This is a genomic window from Pseudomonas sp. FBCC-B1565 (assembly GCF_059133265.1).
In genome coordinates, this window is the sequence record NZ_CP101438.1 from 4,784,583 (window position 1) to 4,807,818 (window position 23,236).

Sequence of the window (23,236 nt, forward strand, 5' to 3'; positions counted from 1 at the left end):
CCTCCCATGGAAAAGATCTTGCGCAATGCCATCGTCGCGAGCGATCTGCTAGCGATTACGACCCAGTACCCGTTACCTTGGCATCGTCTGAGGGGGCAGAAGGTACTCATTACGGGTGCCTCCGGTTTTCTCGCCGCCTACATGGTAGAAACGCTGTTGTTTCTCAACGAAACACAAGGGTTGGAGATCCAGATCTTTGCCCTGGTTCGTAGCCGGCAGCGCTTCGAGAGCAGATTTGCGCATGTGTTAGGCAGATCGGACTTAGTTTGCATAGAACAAGACGTCAGTAATCCTTTGGAATTCGACGTGCGCCCTGACTACATCATTCATGCCGCCAGTCAGGCCAGCCCCAAGTATTATTCGACCGATCCAATTGGCACCTTGAGTGCCAACACACTAGGGACCGCTGCACTGCTGAAACTTGCAGCCCTGAGCAAATCCAAGGGGTTTCTCTTCTTCAGCAGCGGCGAGGTGTATGGACAGACTGATAGGGTACCGACCTTGGAGGGAGACTTCGGGTTTGTCGACCCGACCTCGGTCCGTGCTTGCTACGCGGAAAGCAAGCGAATGGGTGAAAACATGTGCGTCAGTTGGCACCACCAAGCTGGCGTACCGGCCACCATCGTCAGGCCCTTTCACACCTACGGCCCTCACATGCTATTAAATGACGGAAGGGTTTATGCTGATTTTGTGGCCAATATCCTGAATAATCAGCCCATTACCATGAAAAGCGATGGTACTGCGAGACGTGCCTTCTGCTATGCAGCCGACGCGGTAGCAGGCTTCTGGACGGTATTGCTCAACGGCACCCACGGCGAGGCATACAATATTGGTAACCCCGCGGGAGAAATCAGTATTGGAGAGCTGGCCGAAATACTGGTAGAGCTATACCCCGAAAAAAAATTGAGCGTTCTGCTTGCTCCCCGCGAAAATGACAGTACGTACTTAGTAAGCCCAATTGTCAGAAACTGCCCAGATATCACTAAAGTCGAAAAGCTCGGCTGGCTCCCCCGGACGCCTGTCCGTGAGGGCTTCAAGAAAACCATTGAGAGTTACACATGAAGAACATGGAAGAGATGCGTCAGTGCTTTGAAAACCAAGTGTTGAGCAAACCTGACTATATAGATGGAATGTACAGTGACTTCCATAGCAAGCTCTTTTCCTATGCATCATGGTTGCAAGAAACAAACGTTGCCCGCATAGAAATCACCGATGGCAAGGTGGTCATGACCTCACGCGACAATGGTATAAAAATTGTATGCCCCGAGTTTGACAAGCGTGTTGCGCCGGTTGAGATTCTCAACTTTGGCGATTATGAGCTGACAGATTCAAACATGATCATGAAACTGGTCAAGCCAAATGCCTGCGTATTGGATATTGGCGCAAACATGGGATGGTATGCCCTCAACATCGCCAAAAAGAACCCAGGCGTCAATGTCTACGCGTTTGAACCCATTGATTCCACGTATCTGGCGCTCCAAGAAAACGTGCGCATCAACGAGCTGGACAATATCAAGACCTTCAATTTTGGATTCTCTTCGGAAGAGAAAACCCTAGAGTTCTATTTCTACCCAGGAGGCTCGGGAAATGCCTCTTCAGCCAACTTGAGCGGGCGCTCCGACGTCAAAAAGATTACCTGCGATGTCAAGGTACTTGACGACACGTCAACACGACTGGGTCTGCCCAAGGTCGACTTTATCAAATGTGACGTCGAGGGGGCCGAGCTTTTTGTCTTCCAGGGTGCGCTGAAACTGTTGGCCCAGGACAAGCCTATTGTATTCACGGAAATGCTGCGAAAATGGGCAGCAAAATTTGACTACCACCCCAACCAAATCATCGAGCTTTTTCAGGGACTGGGCTACCAATGCTTCACCGCTGACGCGGAGGGAAATCTCCGTGCATTTGGCCTGATGGATGACCAGACGCTAGAAACCAACTTCTTCTTTTTGCACGAAACACAGCACGCGCTTGAGATCAACGAGCTACGAGTAAAATAACGGCTTGCTTTGATTCTGCGCTTCCTTGGATATATGTGATGGTCACTAAAAAAGTACTGAAAGTAGCTATTATCGGTTCGGGCAATATTGGTACCGACCTGCTCGTGAAGATAATGCGCTCTCAGCATCTTGTATGTACGCTTTTCGCCGGGCGTAACTACTCGTCGGCAGGAATGAAAAGAGCTGCCGAGCTAGGCATTCCAACATCCGATCAGGGTATTGGTGCGATCCTCTCGTCGCCTGATGTATGCGACCTGGTTTTTGATGCAACCTCCGCTCATGCACATGTTGAGCACTGGGATGCATTGCGCAAGCTCGGAAAGACAGTCATCGACATGACACCGGCAAAGCTGGGGGTGTTCTGCATCCCCGCCATCAACGCTAGGGAATGTGTAGGCGGAGATACGCAGAACATCAATATGATTACCTGCGGCGGGCAGTCATCCATTCCCATCGCCAGTGCGATTGCTGCCGTTCATGCCAATGTTGAATACATCGAAGTTGTTTCCAGCATTGCATCACTCAGTGCGGGGCCGGCCACTCGGGCCAATCTTGATGAGTACATAGAGACCACCGAGGATGCGCTAATGCGCTTCTCGGGAGCACAGCGGACGAAGGCGATACTGATCCTGAACCCGGCCAACCCGCCGATCGACATGCAAACGACCATCTACGCCAAGATCACCAACCCTGATATTCCTGCTATCCGTCATTCGGTAGACGCAATGGTCGCAAAGCTGCAGGAGTATGTTCCCGGTTATTCGCTGATCGTCCCACCAACGGTTGAAGGAGATCGAGTACTGACGACTATAAAGGTCGTGGGTAACGGCGATTACCTGCCGCAGTATGCCGGCAACCTGGACATCATCAACTGTGCCGCTATTGCTGTCGCAGAAATGATCGCGACCTCCTTTCACGCCAAGGAAAACCTGCATGCCTAAGCAAATTCTCATTACCGATCCAACATTGCGTGATGGTAACCATGCGGTAGGGCATAAATTGGGAGCCGAAGCGTTCGTCGCTTATTGCAAGGCAGCGGAGGTAGCGAATGTACCCATTATCGAGGTCGGCCATGGCAATGGCCTCGGTGGCTCGTCGATGCTGGTTGGAGAGAGCCGGCTCAGTGACCAGGAAATTCTCAGAATCTCCCGCGAGCATCTGAGCAACACTCGATTGGCAATCCATGTTATCCCGGGCTTCTGCACCATCAAGAAAGACCTGAGCAAGGCAGTCGAACTGGGTGTCGACGTATTCCGGATTGCCGCGCACTGCACCGAGGCTGATGTCACCCAGCGCCACATTGGCTATATCCGAGAGTCAGGCAAGGAAGCATGGGGCATCCTTATGATGACGCATATGGCCAGCCCAGCAGTGCTGCTTGAAGAGGCCAGAAAAATGGAGTCCTATGGAGCCCAGGCTATTGTCATCATGGACTCTGCGGGCGCTCAGATGGTGGATGATGTCAAAGCTCGCATCAGCACTTTGGTAAATGGCCTGTCCATCCCAGTTGGCTTCCACGGCCACAATAACCTTGGAATGGCTGTAATCAACTCCGTAACAGCGGTCAATGAAGGCGCGACAATTCTCGATGGCACCATCCGTGGATTTGGCGCTGGCGCCGGCAACACACAGCTTGAAGTGCTGGTAGGGGTGTTGCACAAACTCGGATATGACACTGGGATTGATCTATTCAAAATCCTAGACGCTGCCACGATGGCAGAAAAGGAACTGGGGTTTATCGCACCCTCCATTTCCCCAGTCTCAATCGTGAGCGGTCTTGCTGGAGTATTTTCCGGCTTCGCCAAACCCGTGGCCAGAGCGGCCGCAGAATTTGGTGTAGACCCAAGGGACGTGTTTTTCCGACTGGGTGAACGCAAGGCAGTTGCTGGCCAGGAAAGCCTGATCATAGAGGTCGCAAAAGAGCTGGCCGGGAAATAGTAACCTGCAGCCACTCAGTTTGGGGGCACGCTTACATGCAGCGCGTATGCATGTAGAGCGCCCCTGATAAAACTCCAGCCTTCTCAAAAGTTGAAAAATAGAATGTGCCATCAGCCGTGAAAAATATGCTGCTCAAAACGTTACTGAGCTACGATGTCCGACACTCCGCCATCAATCAGCTCTGGAGATTGTTTTCCGGCCCTCTGCTACTGCTGTTAGTCCCCCTTTACCTCTCCGCAGAAGCCCAAGGCTACTGGTACACCTTTATTAGCCTGGCAGCCCTGGCTGTGTTCGCTGACATGGGTTTTTCGTCAATACTTTTACTGTTTTCATCCCACGAATTCGCGCACCTGAAGTTCAACCCTGATAAAACGCTTACCGGTGATACCAAGCACATGATCCGCTTGGCAACCCTTGGCAAATTTGCCTTGAAGTGGTCAAGTGCAATGGCCATGGTGATTTTCCCCCTGGTATTAGGGGCCGGGTATGTTTTCCTGAATAGCAAGGGTTCAGCTATCAACTGGCAATTTCCCTGGCTCATCTATGGTGCAGCGTCGGTATTGGTCTTCCTGAACAGCATGTTACTGTCGTTTATCGAAGGGTGCGATAGCGTCGGAGATGTGCAAAAAATCCGGTTCTACATCAGCGTAAGCACAGTCACCGTGACCGCACTTCTGCTGTTCTGCGGGGAAGAGCTTTACGCCCTTGCAATAGCCCTGCTAGCCGGAGCGACGACCGGGCTGGTCCTGATCGGCTGCCGCTATAAAAAAATGCTTCAACAGCTTTATACCGCCGGTAAACATGCCCAACACGCGTGGGCGCCAGAAATCATGCCACTGATGTGGCGGTTTGCTGTCAGCTGGATAAGTGGCTATTTTATTCTGTCTATCTTTACCCCTTTGGCATTCCACTTTTACGGAACAGTAGAGGCTGGACAAGTGGGTCTATCGATGGCGATATGCATGGCGCTTTTCAGCATCGCAAACATCTGGGTTTCAATCAACACACCCAAGATGAACATGTATGTTGCACAGCAAGATTACCCAGCGCTGGACACCACCTTCAAACGCGCCCTCCTGCTCGCCACGGTGACTTACATACTGGGCTTGGCAACTCTGTTTACAGGCATCGAACTCCTCAAGGATTACCTGCCGATCGCAAATCGCCTGCTGTCACATGTCGCCTTGGCATTGGTTGGATTTGGCTGGTTGATCCAGTTATGGATCAACTCGATGGCTGTCTACATGCGAGCTCACAAACAAGAGCCACTGGTTACCGCGTCCGTGGTACAAGGCGTGTATGTAGCAACAACTACGCTGGTTATCTCCATTTATCTACCCTTCGATTACCTATTTCTCGGTTTCTTTAGCGCGCTTTGCTTGGTGACGCCCTGGGTGTACTGGATATTTAAAAACTTCAAGAGATCGCACGCATGAATCCAGTTGGCAACCCCTCTCTCTCAATCGTCATTCCGTCCTACAATCGAGCGGACTTTCTAGATAAATCCCTGTCGGTACACGTTCCGCTAGCCCGCAGCCACAACCTACAAATTTTCATATCAGACAATGCCTCGACCGATAACACACAGGACGTGATCGCGAAGTGGCAAAAAGAATACGGCTTTATTCATAGCCTGCGTAACGCGACCACACTGGGTCCTGAGGCCAATTTCGAGAAAGCACTGAAGGCTGCGGACACCCAATACGTGTGGCTCTTGGGGGATACGTCGCAAATCCCCGAAAAAGGTATCGTGTCCGTACTCAAGCTAATCGAAAGCTCAGATAGCTATAGCGCAATAGTCGTCAATCTCATCGATAAAAACACAACAGCCAGCCAAGACTATAGTTGCCCGGATGCTTTGTTGACCGAGCTAGCCGGAATAATGAGCTGCATGAGCTGCCTGATTTATAATAAAGAACTGATCGCCACAGCAGACTTCAGCCGCTACATCGGTTCTTACTACATGCAGACCGGGGTCATATTGGAACATGCGGCGCGTGGCAATGCAGTTATCCGATGGGAGCGAGACATATCTATTACTTCACTAGAGAGCCCAACCCTGCAAAAGAAAGGCTGGGCGCATACGCCAAAAATATTTGAAGTTGGGGTGGAAAAATGGGTGAACTTTATTTTCTCACTGCCATCGAGCTATGCACTGAAGAGCAAACTTTCTGCATGCCGTAGTTTCGGCGCCGTGTCGGGGGCTTTTTCGGTAAGGGGAATGGTATCCCTGCGCGTTCGTGGGCTCTTGAGCTATTCGACGTACAGGCAATTCAAGCATGCCTTACGCTTGTCCATCGACTACCCACTCCTGATTGTCGCTGTTATTTCACTTACCCCCCGCCCTCTGCTTAAAGCCATGGCCGACATTTATCTTCGGTTTACACGCAATCAGCCGCCTGGATCCGGACATCAATAAAGTCCAGAGCCAACCAAGATCCGTTAACACCCAAGTACGAGTAAACGCGGTGTCATATATTCTAAAGAAATTAAAACAACACCACCTGTTCATTATCCCGCTACTGGCGGGGAGATTTCTCTTGGTGTGGCGCGCGCTCATTCACCTCAGGACGATTCCGGGTCCAGGCAGGCGTGCCTACCTCGGCCGTGCGCCCAAGGTATTTGGACTGGAAAATATCGCACTGGGTAACAACTTCAGAGTGGGTGAGGGACTCTGGCTACACGCTATTCCTCAATACCTTGCGTTCACCTATCAACCCCGTATCGAAATCGGCGAAAATTTCTCTGCCAGCGACCACTTGCATATCGCCTGTTGTAACAAGGTCACCATCGGCAACGATGTGTTGATGGGCAGCAAGATCCATATCACGGACCACTCCCACGGCGCGTACTCGGGGGAGGACCAGTCCAGCCCCTACGAAACACCGTTCGAACGAAAGCTGTCCAGCAGCGGCCCTGTGACCATTGGCGACAAGGTGTGGATCGGGGACAATGTCGTCATATTGCCGAACACCTCCATTGGCAGTGGCTCGATCATCGGTGCCAATAGCGTTGTTGCCAAAGATATCCCAGGCAACGTCATTGCCGTGGGCTGCCCTGCCAGGGTTGTGAAAGTATGGAGCGATAAAGAGAGCAAATGGTTAAGTGTATAAAAACGACCGGGTACGGGCGGCTCCACATATCAAAGGTATGGCATGACACGTAAGATTGCTGTAGGGATTGTTGTCTATCACGCCGGCGTTGAATTACTGCACAGGCTTGAATTGACTTCGGCAAACGGGTTTGAAGTCTATGTATTCGACAATTCACCTGATAATGCCAGCGTGCGGGCATTCGCCGAACATCATCCGCAGATCCACTATTTTACCTGTGGTAAAAATCTGGGGCTGGGCATCGGTATTTCAACGGTATGCGCCAATGCCTATCAACAGGGCCACTCGGCACTTCTGTTTTTTGATCAGGACACGGGGTTCAACGAAGAAACACTGGCCTATGTCGAAAAAAACTATACCGACAACCTCGACGCTTACACTGCGTTCAGCGCGATCGCTTTCAAGGCCGATGGAAACGCGTCAGTCCGGGATGTCCCCCTACTGATCAACAGCGGCAGTCTTTATTTTCTGGATAAACTCAGCGCTCTCGGCTGGATGGATTGCAGCTACTTTGTCGACAGCGTGGATTATAAGCTGTGCCTGGATTCATTGAATAAAGGCTATCGAATCGGCGTCTGTGGCGCCACACCTGGCTTTGATCATGTGACCGAGCAGGCTGACAGTCGCTACCGAATTGCTGGCCGTACGTATTCAATGCGGGCGTATTCATGGTCCAGAATAAAAGACACGGTATCTTCGAACCTGAAACTTATTTTTTCTGCGCTCGCGAGCTGTCAGTTCGGCTTCGCGCTCAGAATCACAAGATTACTGACCCTCTACTGCACGTCTCAGATCCTCGTCAGAGTAATCAATACATTAGGAATATTTAAACGTGACTGATGAAAAAGGCATGACCGTCGAGCGCTCAGCCATTTTTACTGTGTGCAACTTGGCTTACTTGTCCAAAGCGTTGGTGCTGGCCGAGTCGCTGGTTAAATTCGGTCAGCCTAAACTGAAGATCTATATTTTTGATCGCAAGGTCGAGATGGATCTCCCTACCCACCTGGCAGAGTTCCATTGGGTTGAAGAGATCGGATTGCCAAATGTCCAGCACTACGCCTTTAAATACGACATCGTGGAGTTCAGTACCAGTCTCAAGCCCTGGATCACTTTGCAGCTGCTTGAGCAACACGAGAAGGTTATCTTCCTCGACCCCGACACGTGCGTTTTCAGCCGCCTCGATGGCCTATGGGACGAACTCGGTACGCGTGACATCATTCTAACGCCCCACTACGTCACGCCTCATGTCGAGGGTGATGTCGGGATGCTGCGCTTTGGCTCCTTCAATCTGGGCTTCTACGCAGTTTCAAACACGTCAGAAGGCATACGCTTTCTCCAGTGGTGGAATGAACGCTGTCTGGAACATTGCTATTTCGAAACTCAGTTTGGCCTCTCCACCGACCAGAAGTGGGTCAGCATCGCCCCCTGCTTCTTCCCGACCCTGCACGTATCGTTCAATCTTGGCTACAACATGGCTTTTTGGAATAGCCATGAGCGCACCCTCGCCCCTGACGGCCAGGGTGGCTATACGGTAAATGGAGAGTTCCCGCTGGTTTTCTTCCACTTCAGTTCGTTTGACGAGAAGAATCCGGAACGCTTGAGCAAACGAGCATTTGCGGGAAGAGAAGAAAAACGTGAAGATCTGTTGGAGGTCAGCTTCTATTACAAGGAACGGCTGTCCAACTTTTCAGCCTTCCCTTCCAACGCAGCCTATGCCTTTGATTATATGAGCGATGGGAAATACATTTCGCCCACGCTGAGAAGGGCCTACGCCGCCGTACTGGATGAACTGCCTGCCGAGCATGAGCCGTTCGATGCGAGCGGCCCTGTCTACCAATTTGCCAAGAAGAACTATTTGTTCGAAAAGGGCGGGCCCTACAAACCGGCAGGGTTTGGTGACGCACTAAATCACTCTGGAAAGCTTCAGATCATCAACTCGTTGCTAAAGGTGGTTCTTTACACTGTAGGCCCTAACAGGTTCATGAACATATCGAGACTGTTCGTCTACCTATCGAGCTTCAGACTCAACAAAAAACTCTGGAAGCTTTAACTTAAGTTTTACCTGATGGGCCTCCAAATAGGCCCATCAGAGCGTCCACCAGATGATCAGACTTCACGGTGTCGCTGAATGTGCATCCAGTCGACGATCTCACCTTCCGGGCTATAGCCACTGACGGTTTCTTTCAAGAATTGCCTGACGAGCGCAAAATCGCCCTCCTCGACAGCCGCCAATAACCCGTGCAACCTGGCCTTGAGTACTTCCCACCCCAGAAGCTCTTCATTAGCTCGCATAATCATTGGATGACGAGTAGCCGCTACATTGTCGCCAATCAACAACTCCTCATACAGCTTTTCACCCGGACGCAGCCCACTGAAATTAATCAGGATATCTCCGTGCGGGTTTTTCTCGGAGCGGATACTCAAGCCCGAGAGATGAACCATCTTTTCAGCAAGCTCGACAATCTTCACAGGCTCACCCATATCCAGCACGAAAACGTCGCCGCCCTGCCCCATCGAACCCGCCTGGATAACCAGTTGCGCCGCCTCGGGAATCGTCATGAAATAGCGGGTTATCTTCGGATGAGTCACCGTCAAAGGGCCTCCCGCCTGGATCTGCTTATGAAACAGCGGGATAACCGAACCTGAAGAGCCCAGTACGTTGCCAAAGCGAACCATGGTGAAACGGGTTTTGTTGACGCGCGAGATATTCGACGCATCACCAAACAACGTCGGTGCCAATTCCTTGCTCAACGCTTGCAACACAAGCTCCGCCAGCCGTTTGGTGCTGCCCATGACATTGGTTGGCCGCACCGCCTTGTCGGTTGAAATGAGCACAAAGTTCTCGACACCTGCCTGCAACGCTGCCTGCGCGGTATTGAGAGTACCGATCACGTTATTAAGAATGCCTTCGGCAATGTTGTGCTCCACCATGGGCACATGCTTATAGGCCGCCGCATGGTAGACCGTGTCGACCGACCAGGTATTCATGACATCCAGCAGTTTGTCCGGATGGCGCACCGAACCGAGGATGGGTAACAACGTCACATTCAACAATTCTGATTGAACGCGCTGTTCAAGTTCGGACAGGATGCAGTAGAGGTTGTACTCACTGTGGTCGAACAACAATAGGCTGGTGGGTTCCAGCGTAAGGATCTGCCGGCAAAGCTCCGACCCGATCGAACCGCCCGCGCCGGAAACCAGTACCACGCGATTCTTGATGCATCGCTCCAGCAGTTCGGGCTGCGCAGGTACAGGGTCCCTACCCAGCAGGTCGGCAATGTCGACTTCCTGGATATCATCGACCTTGACGCGCCCGCTAGCCAGATCCATGAAACCGGGAACACTACGCACATGCAGCGGGTATCCCTCCAGATAACCGAGTATCTCTCGGCGACGAGCCCGTGTGGATGAAGGGATGGCCAGTAACAGCTCTTCCGCGCCAGTCTCATTGATCATCTGCTGGATACGCTTGGGCTTGTACACCTTCAACCCCGAGATGATCCGATCGGAGATGCCGCTGTCATCATCGATGAATGCCACAGGCCGCATTACCCGCCCCAGCCGCAAGGCTGCCACCAATTGATTACCTGCGGCCCCGGCACCGTAGATAGCGACCTTGGTCAAGCCATCATCACGATTGGTGAACGGCACGTGTTGCGCCGCAGTAAACCAGTCCCCTTGAAAGTACTGACGCATGGCCAGGCGCAAGCCACCAATGATGACCATGCTCAACCACCAATAGTTGAATACGATCGAGCGCGGCACCACCGTCTGGTGATTGCTGTACAGGTACACCACCAGCGCCAGCAATAATGCAGAGAGGCTCACGGCCTTGATGATTGCAATCAGCGCATCATTGCCAAAATAACGCATGACCGCACGGTACATGCCAAAGTGGATAAACAACGGGATAGCGATTACCGGCGCGCTGAGAAACAACCACAAATGCACGACGAAGGGGTTGTTAAGATCATCAAACCCCAGGCGAACGACAAATGCCAGCCACAGTGCTCCCCACACCAGGACGATGTCGGTCACTACTTGCAAGAAACGTTTTTGCCTGCGCGGCAAGCCCACCAATCGGGCACGTAGACTATCCATAAACCCTTTTTATACCTCAGTCCCTAGCGCTGCCAGCAAAAAATGGCAGTCACGTACGTGTGCAGCAACCTTTTCAAACACCAGCGTCAACCAATGATCACACTTTTTCCAACTCGCCCGCGTGAAACTTGATCGCCAGCACTACAAGCGGAACATACGCCACCACCAGCCCAAGAACACCGTCAAAACCAAGGCCGACGAAAAGAGCGATGGGCAGCAGCCACAATAGATTGATCGCCATCACCGTCAGCGTCACCGGCAAGTGGCGCCCGGCCTGGCGCGAGGCATACTGATAAGCATGACTGCGATGCGCTTCATAGACCTTATCCCCGCGCAACAGGCGTCGTCCCAAGGTAAAGGTGGCATCAACCACGAACACACCCAGCAAAATCAGCCAGACCCACAGCATCTGAGGGGCCGCCCAGGCCGCCTGCAGCGACAACACACCGATTACGACACCGAGGAAGCCGCTACCCGCATCGCCCATGAAAATGCGCGCGGGAGGAAAGTTCCAGTACAAGAATCCAAGCACGGCGACTGCCAGTAACATCGGCGCAAGCATGAGACTTTCATGCCCTGTCAGCCAGTACACCAGGCACGCTCCCGAACAGGCGCAGACGGCCTCGATGCTGGCAATGCCGTCGATACCATCCATGAAGTTGTACAAGTTCAACATCCAGACCAAGTACAAAGCCGCCAGCACGTGACCGAACCACCCAAGGTCCAATTCAACCCCGGCCAGACTGATGGTGGGCAGCCCTCCGATCCAACATAACGCCCAAATGGCTGCGGCGAAATGGGCCAACAGGCGCCAACGTGCGGCGATATGGCCGTGATCATCGAGAAAGCCAACCACGGCGATCAATGCGCCCGCCCCCAGCAATGGCCATGCTGCATTCCAACTGACCCAGCCAGCGAGCGCAACGAGCACCAACGCCACCAGGAAAGTCAGCACGATTGCGACCCCGCCTCCTCGTGGCGTGGGAACCGAGTGCGAGCTGCGACCATTGGGAATGTCCATCAAGCTACGCGACAAAGCATAGCGGCGCAGTACCCAGGTCAACAAAAGTGATACGAGGAGTACTGCGGCAAACACGAACCAGAGGGTCATTTCGCAAACAATTCCTGAAACAGAGACGGGCAAAGGGTTCTGGTCATTGTTGGTTACGCCTCAAGGTCGCTTTTCTAAATAGCGCCTCAAGACGATCGAACAAGGTGTCCTTGGAAAAATGCTCAAGGTAGTAACGCCTGCCCAACAGGCCCATGCTCTCAAGCTCGGACTTGGGTAAGACGCCCATGGTGCGAACGATACGCGCCAACCCCTGGGCATCGCCAGAACGACACACCATGCCCGCACCCGATCCTTCAACAACGTTGGCCGCTTCACCATCGATCATGGCGATTACAGGTTTCCCAGAAGCCAGGTAAGCCTGAACTTTGCCTGGAATGGTTTTCTCGAAAACGTCATTTGTCCTCAACGAAACCAGCAAAGCGTCCGCGACGGCGAACAACGCAGGCATCTTCTCCAAGGGATGTCTGCCAAGCAGTAGCACGTTGTCCATGCGGTTTTGCGCCACATGCTCGGTCAGCCATTGGCTTGCCCGACCATCCCCCACAATCACCCAGCGCACAGGCAGATCGGTCTCGACAGCCTTGACTGCCGCCATGATGGCTGGAAAATCCTGAGCATCGCCGATGTTACCGGCGAAAAGGATTGTAAATACAGCATCGTCACGCTGCAGCAACTCCGAAGGCCCCTGCTGCTCTGCGGAAAAATCATCCTCAGCCCAACTAGGGAAATACACCAGTCGGTCTGCATCAATTGCACGTGTGCAGTACTCCTTGACGTTCTCGTCGAACGAACGTGACTGCAACAACAGGTAATCAGTGCGGTTGTAGATCCAGGACACCACCTTGCCAACCAGTCCAAGCAACTTCGGGTTTTCTATAACCCCAACCGCCCTGAGGCTTTCCGGCCAAAGATCCAGCACCCATATAAGTACCGGAGCCCTTTTCAAGCGCCCAAGCAACAGCGCCGGGATCGCCCCCATGATAGGCGACACGCCATACACAAAGATGGAGTCGAACGCCTGACCACGCAGCTTGTAACTGCCAATGATTGAGGCACTGCTGAAAAACGAGAGGTAATTCATGGCCAGTCTGAAATTGCTCTTGCCTCGCGCCAGCATCGGCACCCTGATCACTCGCGCTCCCCGATAATTGGAAAACTGCGCAGGGTCACGCCGGAAATCGGCAAAGACTTGCCCTTCCGGATAGTTGGGCACGCCCGTGAGGACGGTCACCTCATGACCTTTGGCGACAAAGCCCTCGACCATGTTGTTGATACGCATGTTTTCGGGCCAGAAATACTGGGTGACCACCAGAATCTTCAGTGGTTTTTCCGGGGAGAGGCTGTCCAATCAATATTGCTTCCATACAGTGCGCATGACGTAGTCACGGTAGCTATGGATGATCCGCACAACCTTTTCGGCAACATTTGGCATGCTGTAATCGGCAACCAAGCGCAACGTCCGTTCCGCCCCAGCGGCCTGGCTTTCCAGGAGCTGCAAGCCCTGCAGGGCGCGCTCAACCTCCAGGCCGACCATCATGACCGCCGCCTCCTCCATCCCTTCCGGTCGTTCATGGGCCTCACGCAGATTCAGTGCAGGGAAATTCAGGATCGATGACTCTTCGTTGATGGTGCCGCTGTCGGACAGTACTGCCTTGGCCGTCAGTTGCAGCTTGTTGTAATCCTTGAACCCCAGCGGCTTGAGCAATTGCACATTCTTGTGAAAGGTTACGCCCATCGCATCGACACGCTTTTGCGTACGAGGGTGTGTGGTCACGATCACCGGCAGGTCATACTGGGCAGCAACGGTGTTCAACACGCCGACCAGCTTGAGGAAGTTTTTGTCGGAATCAATGTTCTCTTCGCGATGGGCACTCACCACGAAAAACTTGCCCGCCTCAAGACTGAGGCGATCGAGCACTTCAGAGGCTTCGATACCATCACGGTAATGGTTAAGCACTTCAAACATAGGGCTACCGGTCTTGATCACCCGATCCGGCGGCAATCCTTCGCTCAGCAGGTAGTCACGTGCGATGCTGCTATAGGTCAGGTTGATGTCTGCGGTGTGATCAACGATGCGGCGATTGATCTCTTCAGGCACACGCATGTCGAAACAGCGATTGCCGGCTTCCATGTGGAATGTCGGGATTTTACGGCGTTTGGCTGGAATCACCGCCATGCAGCTGTTGGTATCACCGAGAATCAGAAGGGCTTCTGGCTGCACCTCCTCCAGCACCTGGTCCACCGCAATGATCACATTGCCGATCGTTTGCGCACCACTCGCGCCCGCTGCATTGAGAAAATGGTCAGGCTTACGAATACCGAGGTCCTGGAAAAAAATCTCGTTCAATTCGTAATCGTAGTTCTGGCCGGTATGCACCAGGACGTGTTCACAGTGTTCATCCAGCTTGGCAATCACTCGCGACAAGCGAATGATTTCGGGGCGAGTCCCAACGACTGTGACAACTTTCAGCTTTTTCATTTCAACACTCTTCCAGAATCATTGGCATCGGAGCTGTTCGCGCCATGCATTGCCTGATGCGCTCATGCTCAGGCTTGAGTACCCACCGGCATCGCAAAGGTGTCTGGCCGCTCACGATCAAAAACCTCGTTGGCCCAGAGCATGACGATCATCTCGTCTTCGCCGACATTGGTAATGTCATGAGTCCAACCAGGCACTGTCTCCACCACCCGAGGCTGTTCACCTTGAGTGAACAACTCATGGAACTCACCCGATACGATATGGCGAAAACGGAAGCAGGCCTTGCCTTTGATTACCAGAAACTTCTCGGTCTTGCTGTGATGATAATGCCCACCACGTGTGATGCCGGGATGCGCAGTGAAATAGGAAAACTGCCCACTGTCCTTGGTCTTCAGCATTTCGACAAAAACGCCGCGCGGGTCACCGTATTTCGGAACGTCATAAGTGAATTGCTCGACGGGCAAGTAGCTCACATAGGTCGAGTAGAGTGCTCGCACCAGGCCCGTGCCAACAGCTTCGCTGATCAACGTTTCGCGACTGTCGCGAAACGCATGCAGTTGATCGGCCAGTTCCCCGACAGCAATGCTGTAAATTGGGCTCACCTGAGCCGCCGCGCCATGAGGTAAACCCGAATCCATTACCCGGATAAAACACTCGACCACGTCGTCGATGTAGACCAGGTTAACCATCGCTTGTCGATCATTGACCTGGATCGGCAGGCCTCGGGTGATGTTATGGCAGAAAGTCGCCACGGCGGAGTTGTAATCAGGTCGCGCCCACTTGCCAAACACATTAGGCAGGCGCAGGACATGAACCCTGGAACCATGGCTCGCCTGCAGGTCGTGCAATGCCTGCTCGGCAGCCAGCTTGCTGGCACCGTAGGGATTGTCACGGTCAGCTTGGGTCGACGAGGTGTAGAGCACAGGAGTGAGCTTGCCACTTGCCTTGATCGCGTCGCACAGGGCCAGAGTCAGGTCAGTATTGCCCACCTTGAACTCATCGGACGATTGGGGCCGGTTGACCCCCGCCAGATGGAACACAAAATCGACCTCGGCAACCAACGCTGGCAGTTGGGCGATGCTGTTGTCACGGGTAAAGACGACAACCTCGACATCACTGCGCTCAGTCAAATGCGCAATCAGGTTCTTGCCGACAAAACCGTTGGCCCCGGTGATCAGTACCTTCATCAATTATTCCTCCGGCGTAGCGAGTTCGCCACGCTGGATCGCTTGCATGAATTCAAGCTTGAGCAGAAGCCGTTGCATGCCGGCCACATCCAACCGTTCAGTGTTATGGGAGTTATAGTCTTCCGTACGGGAGATTTTCTCTTCACCCTGCTCGACAAATTTTGAATAGTTCAAGTCACGCAGATCGGGGGGAATCCGGTAGTAATCACCCTTGTCTTCAGCGCAGGCCATTTCTTCACGGCTCAACAACGCTTCAAAAAGCTTTTCCCCATGGCGAGTACCGATGACCTGGATAGGGTGCTCAGGCCGGCCGACCATTGCGGTCAGTGCCTTGGCCAAGGTCTCGACTGTCGCGGCAGGCGCCTTCTGAACAAAAAGATCACCGTTGCGACCGTGCTCAAAAGCATACAGCACCAAGTCCACAGCATCGGCCAGCGTCATCATGAAGCGAGTCATACTCGGGTCGGTCAACGTCAATGCGTTACCTGCACGAATCTGCTCGATGAACAGGGGAATGACAGACCCCCTCGAAGCCATGACGTTACCGTAGCGAGTACCGCAGATAACGGTCTTGGCATCATCTACGTTGCGGGATTTGGCAACCATGACCTTTTCCATCATCGCCTTGGAGATACCCATGGCGTTGATAGGGTAGACAGCCTTGTCGGTGCTCAGGCAAACCACTCGCTTGACCGCGTTCTGGATAGCGGCTTCCAGGACATTCTCAGTGCCGATAACGTTGGTCTTGACCGCTTCCATGGGATGAAACTCACAGGAAGGCACCTGCTTCAGTGCGGCCGCATGGAAAATGTAGTCCACACCACGCGTGGCATTGAGCACACTTTGATAGTCGCGCACATCGCCTATATAGAACTTGAGCTTGGTGTCGGCATAGCGCTTGCGCATGTCATCCTGCTTCTTCTCATCGCGGCTGAAGATGCGGATTTCTGCAATATCACTGTCGAGGAAGCGCTTGAGGACGGCGTTGCCGAATGAACCGGTACCACCGGTGATAAGAAGCGTTTTTCCGCTGAACATAGTAAGTCCTAAAGCAACGCGCACAGCACGACAAGCTTCTAGTCGGCCAATCACCTCAATGCCTGCAGACCAACAAAGCCAACATGCCGCCCCGGAATGCTCAACGGTGAAGAGGTTCTAGGAAAACGTCGAAGCTCGTTAGCAAACAGCCCGAAAAATAAGCTTTGTGTGGTGCAGTTAAAGATGAAGGGGATGAAAATTGATGGCCATTTTAAGGCCTGCATCCTTAAAGTCAAAAGCGAACATGGATGCATGTCGCGTAAGAAGGCGCCTTGGCAGCGGCTTGAGGGGAAGGGGCGCAAGCCCCGAGCGGCGCAAGAGAATAACGCAGACCGACTTTTCGAGAGCATTAATGCAGACAAATGCGCAAGTTTTTCACTAGACCAGCAGGGCATGGCATACATGACAGGATAAACGTCTCAAATCCTGCTCAGGCTGCGGCCGCTAAAGAAAACAGGATGCTGCAGGAAAAGACATCAAGCCTTTTGTCGAGCCATCTTACGACCCACTATCAACCCCAGCACTGGCCCAATGATCATTCCCACGACCAAAGCCAACGTCGTAAAAACTGAAACAGGCAGTTCAACGGTAGACCAGCCGAAAAATGACAGCTTTGTACTTTGCTGATTTTCCAACACAAAAGTCACGACAATGAGCGCGAAAAACAAAACAGCTACAACCGATACAAAGCGCCTGGCTTTTAGCATAACGTTCTCCTGAAAGTCGATCAGACGCCCTCTTCCTCGTCTTCGTTCACCCGATCACGCAATTCCTTACCCGGCTTGAAGTGAGGTACGAACTTACCGTCCAGGCTGACGGACTGGCCGGTTTTTGGATTACGACCCACACGCGGTGCGCGATAGTGAAGCGAAAAGCTCCCAAACCCACGGATCTCAATCCGATCCCCGGTCGCCAGGCACTGGGACATTTGCTCAAGCATGGTCTTGATAGCCAGCTCGACATCCTTGGATGAGAGCAGCCCTTGATGGGTGACAATTCGTTCGATCAACTCCGACTTCGTCATATTTTTCCCTTCTTTTTCAAGCAGCTAGGAAAAGCGCTTCGAAGGTTTTAGCATGACTTGATGAATTTGAACAGCCCACCGAACAACTTATCCGCAGGATAGATGGCAACCGGCTATAGGCGTATTCCGACCTCAATTACAGATGACCAGCATAGTGCGGGTTACTGCCCCGGCAGGGTTCCAACCGAACAGATAGTCACCCTCTTCGTCGCTGGCATCGCTGGATCGGGTGATGACCTTGTAGCCCTGCATCTTGCACTCTCGAGCCGCGCGTTTTTCGCACTTGCTCCAGCTGTTGCCGAGGCCAGAGCAATCTACCTCAATACCACTCACACCGCGTTTGGCGTGGGTCTTGGCGCTGGTGGCCGAGCAACCAGCAAGCATTACCAATGCGAGCACTACGATAAGCCTGTTCATTCAAATCCTTACTGAAGCCACAACACAAGAACCGCTTTTAACTTAAGACTATAGTCAGTTCTGACACTGGGCTATACGCCTTGGTTCTCGGTGTTGATTCAACGAATTTCAGGCACAAAAAAGGGCGACCGAAGTCGCCCTTTTTCTATGGTCTGACAGAACTTAGTTCTGTTTTTCCATTTGTGCACGCAACAGGTCGCCCAGAGTGGTAGGACCAGCAGCGATGCTATCCGAAGGCTTGTCTTTCAAGCTCTGGATGGCTTCTTTCTCTTCAGCATCGTCTTTCGACTTGATGGAGAGCTGGATTACACGGCTCTTGCGGTCAACGCTGATGATCTTGGCTTCTACTTCCTGGCCTTCTTTCAGAACGTTACGCGCGTCTTCAACGCGGTCACGGCTGATTTCGGAGGCTTTCAGAGTCGCTTCGATATCGTCGGCCAGAGTGATGATGGCGCCTTTAGCGTCAACTTCCTTCACGATGCCTTTAACGATTGCGCCTTTGTCGTTGTCCTGAACGTATTCAGAGAACGGGTCGCTTTCCAGTTGCTTGATACCCAGGGAGATACGCTCGCGCTCTGGGTCAACCGACAGGATAACGGTGTCCAGCTCGTCGCCCTTCTTGAAACGACGAACAGCTTCTTCGCCCACTTCGTTCCAGGAGATGTCGGACAGGTGAACCAGGCCGTCGATGCCGCCGTCCAGACCAATGAAGATACCGAAATCGGTGATCGACTTGATGGTGCCGGAGATTTTATCGCCCTTGTTGAACTGGCCAGAGAAATCTTCCCATGGGTTAGATTTGCACTGCTTGATGCCCAGGGAGATACGACGACGCTCTTCGTCGATGTCCAGAACCATAACTTCCACTTCGTCGCCGACTTGTACGACTTTCGAAGGGTGGATGTTCTTGTTGGTCCAGTCCATTTCGGAAACGTGTACCAGGCCTTCCACGCCTTCTTCCAGCTCAGCGAAGCAGCCGTAGTCGGTCAGGTTGGTAACACGCGCGGTAACGCGAGTGCTTTCTGGGTAACGGGCTTTGATAGCAACCCATGGATCTTCACCCAGTTGCTTCAGGCCCAGGGAAACACGGTTGCGCTCGCGATCGTATTTCAGAACCTTGACATCGATCTCGTCGCCAACGTTGACGATTTCGGAAGGATGCTTGATACGCTTCCAAGCCATGTCGGTAATGTGCAGCAGGCCATCCACGCCACCCAGGTCGACGAATGCGCCGTAGTCGGTGAGGTTTTTGACGATACCTTTGACTTGTTGGCCTTCCTGCAGGGATTCCAGCAGAGCTTCACGCTCGGCGGAGTTCTCTGCTTCCAGGACGCTGCGACGGGAAACGACAACGTTGTTGCGCTTCTGGTCGAGCTTGATGACCTTGAATTCGAGTTCTTTGCCTTCCAGGTGCGTGGTGTCGCGCACTGGACGAACGTCGACCAAAGAACCTGGCAGGAACGCACGGATGCCGTTAACGTCGACAGTGAAGCCGCCTTTAACCTTACCGTTGATAACGCCCTTGACCACTTCTTCAGCTGCGAAGGCTGCTTCGAGAACAATCCAGCATTCAGCGCGCTTGGCTTTTTCACGGGACAGCTTGGTTTCACCGAAACCGTCTTCAACCGAGTCCAGAGCAACGTGAACTTCGTCACCGACATTGATTGTCAGATCACCAGCATCGTTGTAGAACTGTTCCAGCGGGATCAGAGCTTCAGACTTCAGACCAGCGTGAACGGTTACCCAGCGAGCTTGGTAATCGATATCAACGATAACACCGGTGATGATGGAGCCTGCCTGAAGGTTCAGGGTTTTTAGGCTTTCTTCAAAGAGTTCCGCAAAGCTTTCGCTCATTTTAATTCCTGTTGATAAGGGCGAAGAATACGCCCATCTCCACACCCCAGACGGTGTGGGTCAGTTTCAATTAAAAGAAGCACCGCAGGACTATGACTGGTCCCCTGCAGCCTTCTTGGTCACCCGGCGATATCGCGAATGGCGATCTCGCTCAAGATGCGTTCCAGCACCTGCTCGATGGACAACTCCGTGGAATCCAGCTGTATGGCATCAGCCGCCGGCTTGAGCGGGGCTACTGCGCGCTGGGTATCACGCTCATCGCGTGCACGGATCTCATCTAGCAGACTCGACAGACTAACACCATCGACTTTGCCCTTCAACTGCAAGTAGCGGCGGCGAGCCCGCTCCTCGGCGCTGGCGGTCAGGAAAATCTTCAATGGCGCCTCGGGAAACACCACGGTTCCCATGTCACGGCCATCGGCCACCAGGCCCGGTGGCTCCTGGAAAGCCCGCTGGCGCTGCAACAATGCGTCCCGCACCGCTGGCAGTGCGGCAACCTGGGAGGCCCAGGAGCCGACTTGCTCATTGCGCAGATCATCGGTCACATCATCCCCTTCAAGGATTATGCGTTGGGGATGACCTTCCGTCGCGCCAACAAACTGCACATCAAGGTGCGCCGCCAGCAGCTTCAGGGATTCTTCGTTGGTCAGGTCGACGCCATGGTTGCGTGCGGCGAATGCCAGCAGGCGGTACAGCGCGCCGGAATCCAGCAGGCACCAGCCCAGGCGCTTGGCCAGGATGCCGGCGATCGTGCCTTTGCCCGAGCCACTTGGCCCGTCGATGGTAATCACCGGTGCTTTGATATTCACAATTGAGCCTCTTGGGCAACACGGATGCCGACTTGGGCACACAGTGTAAGAAAGTTCGGAAAAGACGTAGCAACATTGGCGCAGTCACGGATACGAATCGGCGCCGCCGCCCGCAGGGAAGCCACGCTGAATGCCATGGCAATCCGGTGATCGCCATGGGCATGCACTTCACCACCGCCCATCAGGCCACCGTCAATGATAATCCCATCAGGCGTCGGTTCACACTTCACGCCCAGTGCCAGCAGACCATCGGCCATGACCTGGATACGGTCGGACTCCTTCACGCGCAGCTCTTCGGCGCCGCGCAACACGGTCCGCCCTTCGGCACAGGCCGCCGCGACGAACAGCACCGGGAACTCGTCGATCGCCAAAGGCACCAGCGCCTCGGGGATTTCAATACCTTTCAACGTCGCGGCACGTACGCGCAGATCAGCAACCGGTTCGCCGCCCACTTCACGCGGATTTTCCAGGGTAATGTCCGCCCCCATCAGCCGCAGAATGTCGATCACGCCGGTGCGGGTCGGGTTGACGCCCACATGTTCCAGCAACAACTCGGAGCCTTCGGCAATCGAAGCCGCCACCAGGAAAAACGCCGACGAGGAAATATCCCCCGGCACTTCAATATGCGTCGCAACCAGCGCATGGCCAGACTCAACCGACGCCTTGGCCCCCACCACATCAACCGGATAACCAAAACCGCGCAACATGCGCTCGGTATGATCACGGGTCGGCGCAGGCTCGGTCACCGAGGTCTTGCCCTCGGCGTAAAGCCCGGCCAGCAACAGGCAGGATTTAACCTGCGCACTGGCCATCGGCATCGAATAATCGAAACCTTTGAGCACCTGACCACCCCGGATAGTCAGCGGCGGACGCCCCTCCGGGCCAGTCTCGATCACCGCGCCCATTTCCCGCAACGGTTTGGCCACGCGACTCATCGGGCGCTTGGACAGGGAGGCATCGCCCGTCAGCACGCTGTCGAAGCTCTGCGCAGCCAGCAACCCGGACAGCAGGCGCATGGAGGTGCCCGAGTTACCGAGATAGATCGGCCCCGGCGCCGGCTTCAAGCCATGCAAACCCACGCCGTGGATGGTCACGCGACCATGGTGCGGCCCTTCAATCACCACGCCCATGTCGCGAAACGCCTGCAAAGTTGCCAGCGCGTCCTCGCCTTCGAGGAAACCCTCAACCTCAGTCACGCCTTCAGCCAATGAACCCAACATGATCGACCGATGGGAGATCGACTTGTCGCCCGGCACCCGAATGCGCCCGCTCAAGCGGCCACCGGGTTCGGCGAGGAAGGTCAGCTCATCAGCGTTCACAGCGGTTTCCATGTAGGCCCGGCGCGCCAGGATCTTACTGAAATGCTCACGCGCCACCCGCGCACGGGTAAACACGCCCAATAACTGATGGCCATCCCCGGCGTCGACCGCATCGCGCAAGGCGTCGAGGTCGCTGCGGAAGGTGTCTAAGGTGCGCAACACCGCTTCGCGATTGGCGAGGAAGATGTCGTGCCACATCACCGGGTCGCTGCCGGCAATCCGCGTGAAGTCGCGGAAGCCACCGGCGGCGTAACGGAAAATCTCGAGGTTCTCGTTGCGCTTGGCCAGCGAGTCCACCAGGCCAAATGCGAGCAAATGCGGCAGATGGCTGGTCGCGGCCAGCACTTCGTCATGGCGCTCGACCTGCATGTGCTCGACGTCCGCACCCAACTCGCGCCACAGGCGATCCACCACCGCCAGCGCCGCCGGATCGGTTTGCGCAAGCGGCGTCAGGATCACTTTGTGGCGACGGAACAGCTGCGCATTCGACGCCTCCACCCCGCTTTGCTCCGAACCAGCAATCGGATGGCCCGGCACGAAACGCGTCGGCATGCCACCAAACGCCTGTTGCGCCGCGCGCACCACATTGCCCTTGGCACTGCCGACGTCCGTGAGGATCGCCTGGCCCAGGTCCATGCCCGCCAACACGGCGAGCAATTTCTCCATGGCCAGGATAGGTACGGCCAGTTGGATCACGTCAGCGCCCTGGCACGCGAGCGCTAGGTCCGCTTCACAGCGATCCACCACGCCCAACTCGACCGCCAACTGACGCGATTGCGGGTCCAGGTCCACACCGACCACTTCGCCACACAGCCCGCTTTCACGCAGGCCTTTGGCGAAGGAGCCACCGATCAACCCCAGACCGACCACCACCAGGCGACCGATCAT

Annotated in this window: 22 protein-coding genes; 10 read left to right on the plus strand and 12 right to left on the minus strand. The window is 54.1% G+C overall.

Features of this window, described 5'->3' with window-relative positions:
* Nucleotides 1–6 precede the first annotated feature (6 nt).
* From NL123_RS22125 to NL123_RS22165, 9 genes are all read left to right on the plus strand, one after another.
* The gene (locus NL123_RS22125; protein ID WP_494356341.1) at nt 7–1,062 is read left to right on the plus strand and encodes an NAD-dependent epimerase/dehydratase family protein; all 1,056 of its coding nucleotides are present in this window, start codon (nt 7–9) and stop codon (nt 1,060–1,062) included.
* Nucleotides 1,059–1,997, plus strand: a complete 939-nt coding sequence (locus NL123_RS22130) for an FkbM family methyltransferase (RefSeq protein WP_494356342.1) — start codon at nt 1,059–1,061, stop codon at nt 1,995–1,997. Before NL123_RS22125 ends, NL123_RS22130 begins: the two co-directional genes overlap by 4 nt.
* Nucleotides 1,998–2,035: 38 nt before the next feature.
* Entirely contained in the window at nt 2,036–2,938 is a 903-nt protein-coding gene (locus NL123_RS22135; RefSeq protein ID WP_494356343.1) for an acetaldehyde dehydrogenase (acetylating), read from the plus strand.
* Nucleotides 2,931–3,935 (plus strand): 4-hydroxy-2-oxovalerate aldolase, encoded by a 1,005-nt coding sequence (gene dmpG / locus NL123_RS22140; RefSeq protein ID WP_494356344.1) that lies wholly within the window; start codon nt 2,931–2,933, stop codon nt 3,933–3,935. Before NL123_RS22135 ends, dmpG begins: the two co-directional genes overlap by 8 nt.
* A 125-nt stretch (nt 3,936–4,060) precedes the next feature.
* Complete coding sequence (locus NL123_RS22145) at nt 4,061–5,371, plus strand: hypothetical protein (RefSeq protein WP_494358334.1); 1,311 nt, start codon at nt 4,061–4,063, stop codon at nt 5,369–5,371.
* Complete coding sequence (locus tag NL123_RS22150) at nt 5,368–6,354, plus strand: glycosyltransferase family 2 protein (protein ID WP_494356345.1); 987 nt, start codon at nt 5,368–5,370, stop codon at nt 6,352–6,354. The genes NL123_RS22145 and NL123_RS22150 overlap by 4 nt, the downstream gene beginning before the upstream one ends.
* A 49-nt stretch (nt 6,355–6,403) precedes the next feature.
* Nucleotides 6,404–7,048 carry an LbetaH domain-containing protein gene (locus NL123_RS22155; RefSeq protein ID WP_494356346.1) on the plus strand — a complete coding sequence of 215 codons (645 nt, stop codon included), beginning with the start codon at nt 6,404–6,406 and terminating at the stop codon, nt 7,046–7,048.
* Between the two features lie 42 nt (nt 7,049–7,090).
* Nucleotides 7,091–7,888, plus strand: a complete 798-nt coding sequence (locus NL123_RS22160) for a glycosyltransferase (RefSeq protein ID WP_494356347.1) — start codon at nt 7,091–7,093, stop codon at nt 7,886–7,888.
* A complete protein-coding gene (locus NL123_RS22165; RefSeq protein WP_494356348.1) occupies nt 7,881–9,098 on the plus strand; it encodes a glycosyltransferase family protein in 1,218 nt (405 codons plus the stop codon). The genes NL123_RS22160 and NL123_RS22165 overlap by 8 nt, the downstream gene beginning before the upstream one ends.
* 56 nt (nt 9,099–9,154) lie before the next feature.
* Here NL123_RS22165 and NL123_RS22170 read toward each other — a convergent pair whose 3' ends face one another.
* From NL123_RS22170 to NL123_RS22195, 6 genes are all read right to left on the minus strand, one after another.
* On the minus strand, nt 9,155–11,149 hold the full coding sequence (locus NL123_RS22170; protein WP_494356349.1) for a polysaccharide biosynthesis protein: 1,995 nt from the start codon (nt 11,147–11,149) through the stop codon (nt 9,155–9,157).
* A 97-nt stretch (nt 11,150–11,246) separates the two neighbouring features.
* Entirely contained in the window at nt 11,247–12,260 is a 1,014-nt protein-coding gene (locus NL123_RS22175) for an MraY family glycosyltransferase (protein ID WP_494356350.1), read from the minus strand.
* A 43-nt stretch (nt 12,261–12,303) separates the two neighbouring features.
* A complete protein-coding gene (locus tag NL123_RS22180; protein ID WP_248487081.1) occupies nt 12,304–13,569 on the minus strand; it encodes a glycosyltransferase family 4 protein in 1,266 nt (421 codons plus the stop codon).
* Entirely contained in the window at nt 13,570–14,700 is a 1,131-nt protein-coding gene (wecB, locus tag NL123_RS22185; protein ID WP_248487080.1) for a non-hydrolyzing UDP-N-acetylglucosamine 2-epimerase, read from the minus strand. It lies immediately after the preceding gene.
* Between the two features lie 68 nt (nt 14,701–14,768).
* Nucleotides 14,769–15,887: a UDP-2-acetamido-2,6-beta-L-arabino-hexul-4-ose reductase gene (gene wbjC, locus NL123_RS22190; RefSeq protein ID WP_248487079.1), complete on the minus strand. Its 1,119-nt coding sequence runs from the start codon at nt 15,885–15,887 to the stop codon at nt 14,769–14,771.
* A gap of 3 nt (nt 15,888–15,890) precedes the next feature.
* Entirely contained in the window at nt 15,891–16,925 is a 1,035-nt protein-coding gene (locus NL123_RS22195; RefSeq protein ID WP_058424502.1) for a polysaccharide biosynthesis protein, read from the minus strand.
* Between the two features lie 96 nt (nt 16,926–17,021).
* Between NL123_RS22195 and NL123_RS22200 the strand changes: the two genes are divergently transcribed.
* Entirely contained in the window at nt 17,022–17,339 is a 318-nt protein-coding gene (locus NL123_RS22200) for a hypothetical protein (protein WP_494356351.1), read from the plus strand.
* A gap of 62 nt (nt 17,340–17,401) precedes the next feature.
* Here NL123_RS22200 and NL123_RS22205 read toward each other — a convergent pair whose 3' ends face one another.
* The 6 genes from NL123_RS22205 to NL123_RS22230 form a co-directional block, all read right to left on the minus strand.
* The gene (locus NL123_RS22205; RefSeq protein WP_248487077.1) at nt 17,402–17,632 is read right to left on the minus strand and encodes a LapA family protein; all 231 of its coding nucleotides are present in this window, start codon (nt 17,630–17,632) and stop codon (nt 17,402–17,404) included.
* A gap of 20 nt (nt 17,633–17,652) precedes the next feature.
* On the minus strand, nt 17,653–17,949 hold the full coding sequence (ihfB, locus tag NL123_RS22210) for an integration host factor subunit beta (protein ID WP_003218804.1): 297 nt from the start codon (nt 17,947–17,949) through the stop codon (nt 17,653–17,655).
* 132 nt (nt 17,950–18,081) lie between these two features.
* Nucleotides 18,082–18,366: a hypothetical protein gene (locus NL123_RS22215; RefSeq protein WP_248487076.1), complete on the minus strand. Its 285-nt coding sequence runs from the start codon at nt 18,364–18,366 to the stop codon at nt 18,082–18,084.
* Nucleotides 18,367–18,528: 162 nt separating this feature from the next.
* Entirely contained in the window at nt 18,529–20,220 is a 1,692-nt protein-coding gene (gene rpsA, locus NL123_RS22220) for a 30S ribosomal protein S1 (RefSeq protein ID WP_012722933.1), read from the minus strand.
* Between the two features lie 119 nt (nt 20,221–20,339).
* A complete protein-coding gene (gene cmk / locus NL123_RS22225; protein ID WP_003172653.1) occupies nt 20,340–21,029 on the minus strand; it encodes a (d)CMP kinase in 690 nt (229 codons plus the stop codon).
* Nucleotides 21,026–23,236 carry a bifunctional prephenate dehydrogenase/3-phosphoshikimate 1-carboxyvinyltransferase gene (locus tag NL123_RS22230; RefSeq protein WP_248488187.1) on the minus strand — a complete coding sequence of 737 codons (2,211 nt, stop codon included), beginning with the start codon at nt 23,234–23,236 and terminating at the stop codon, nt 21,026–21,028. Before NL123_RS22230 ends, cmk begins: the two co-directional genes overlap by 4 nt.

Coding starts and splice junctions, on each gene's coding strand:
- NL123_RS22125 (WP_494356341.1), top strand. CDS start 7: ATGGAAAAGATCTTGCGCAATGCCATCGTCGCGAGCGATCTGCTAGCG.
- NL123_RS22130 (WP_494356342.1), top strand. CDS start 1,059: ATGAAGAACATGGAAGAGATGCGTCAGTGCTTTGAAAACCAAGTGTTG.
- NL123_RS22135 (WP_494356343.1), top strand. CDS start 2,036: ATGGTCACTAAAAAAGTACTGAAAGTAGCTATTATCGGTTCGGGCAAT.
- dmpG (WP_494356344.1), top strand. CDS start 2,931: ATGCCTAAGCAAATTCTCATTACCGATCCAACATTGCGTGATGGTAAC.
- NL123_RS22145 (WP_494358334.1), top strand. CDS start 4,061: ATGCTGCTCAAAACGTTACTGAGCTACGATGTCCGACACTCCGCCATC.
- NL123_RS22150 (WP_494356345.1), top strand. CDS start 5,368: ATGAATCCAGTTGGCAACCCCTCTCTCTCAATCGTCATTCCGTCCTAC.
- NL123_RS22160 (WP_494356347.1), top strand. CDS start 7,091: ATGACACGTAAGATTGCTGTAGGGATTGTTGTCTATCACGCCGGCGTT.
- NL123_RS22170 (WP_494356349.1), bottom strand. CDS start 11,149: ATGGATAGTCTACGTGCCCGATTGGTGGGCTTGCCGCGCAGGCAAAAA.
- NL123_RS22175 (WP_494356350.1), bottom strand. CDS start 12,260: ATGACCCTCTGGTTCGTGTTTGCCGCAGTACTCCTCGTATCACTTTTG.
- wecB (WP_248487080.1), bottom strand. CDS start 14,700: ATGAAAAAGCTGAAAGTTGTCACAGTCGTTGGGACTCGCCCCGAAATC.
- wbjC (WP_248487079.1), bottom strand. CDS start 15,887: ATGAAGGTACTGATCACCGGGGCCAACGGTTTTGTCGGCAAGAACCTG.
- NL123_RS22195 (WP_058424502.1), bottom strand. CDS start 16,925: ATGTTCAGCGGAAAAACGCTTCTTATCACCGGTGGTACCGGTTCATTC.
- NL123_RS22200 (WP_494356351.1), top strand. CDS start 17,022: ATGCTCAACGGTGAAGAGGTTCTAGGAAAACGTCGAAGCTCGTTAGCA.
- NL123_RS22205 (WP_248487077.1), bottom strand. CDS start 17,632: ATGCTAAAAGCCAGGCGCTTTGTATCGGTTGTAGCTGTTTTGTTTTTC.
- ihfB (WP_003218804.1), bottom strand. CDS start 17,949: ATGACGAAGTCGGAGTTGATCGAACGAATTGTCACCCATCAAGGGCTG.
- NL123_RS22215 (WP_248487076.1), bottom strand. CDS start 18,366: ATGAACAGGCTTATCGTAGTGCTCGCATTGGTAATGCTTGCTGGTTGC.
- rpsA (WP_012722933.1), bottom strand. CDS start 20,220: ATGAGCGAAAGCTTTGCGGAACTCTTTGAAGAAAGCCTAAAAACCCTG.
- NL123_RS22230 (WP_248488187.1), bottom strand. CDS start 23,236: ATGATCGGTCGCCTGGTGGTGGTCGGTCTGGGGTTGATCGGTGGCTCC.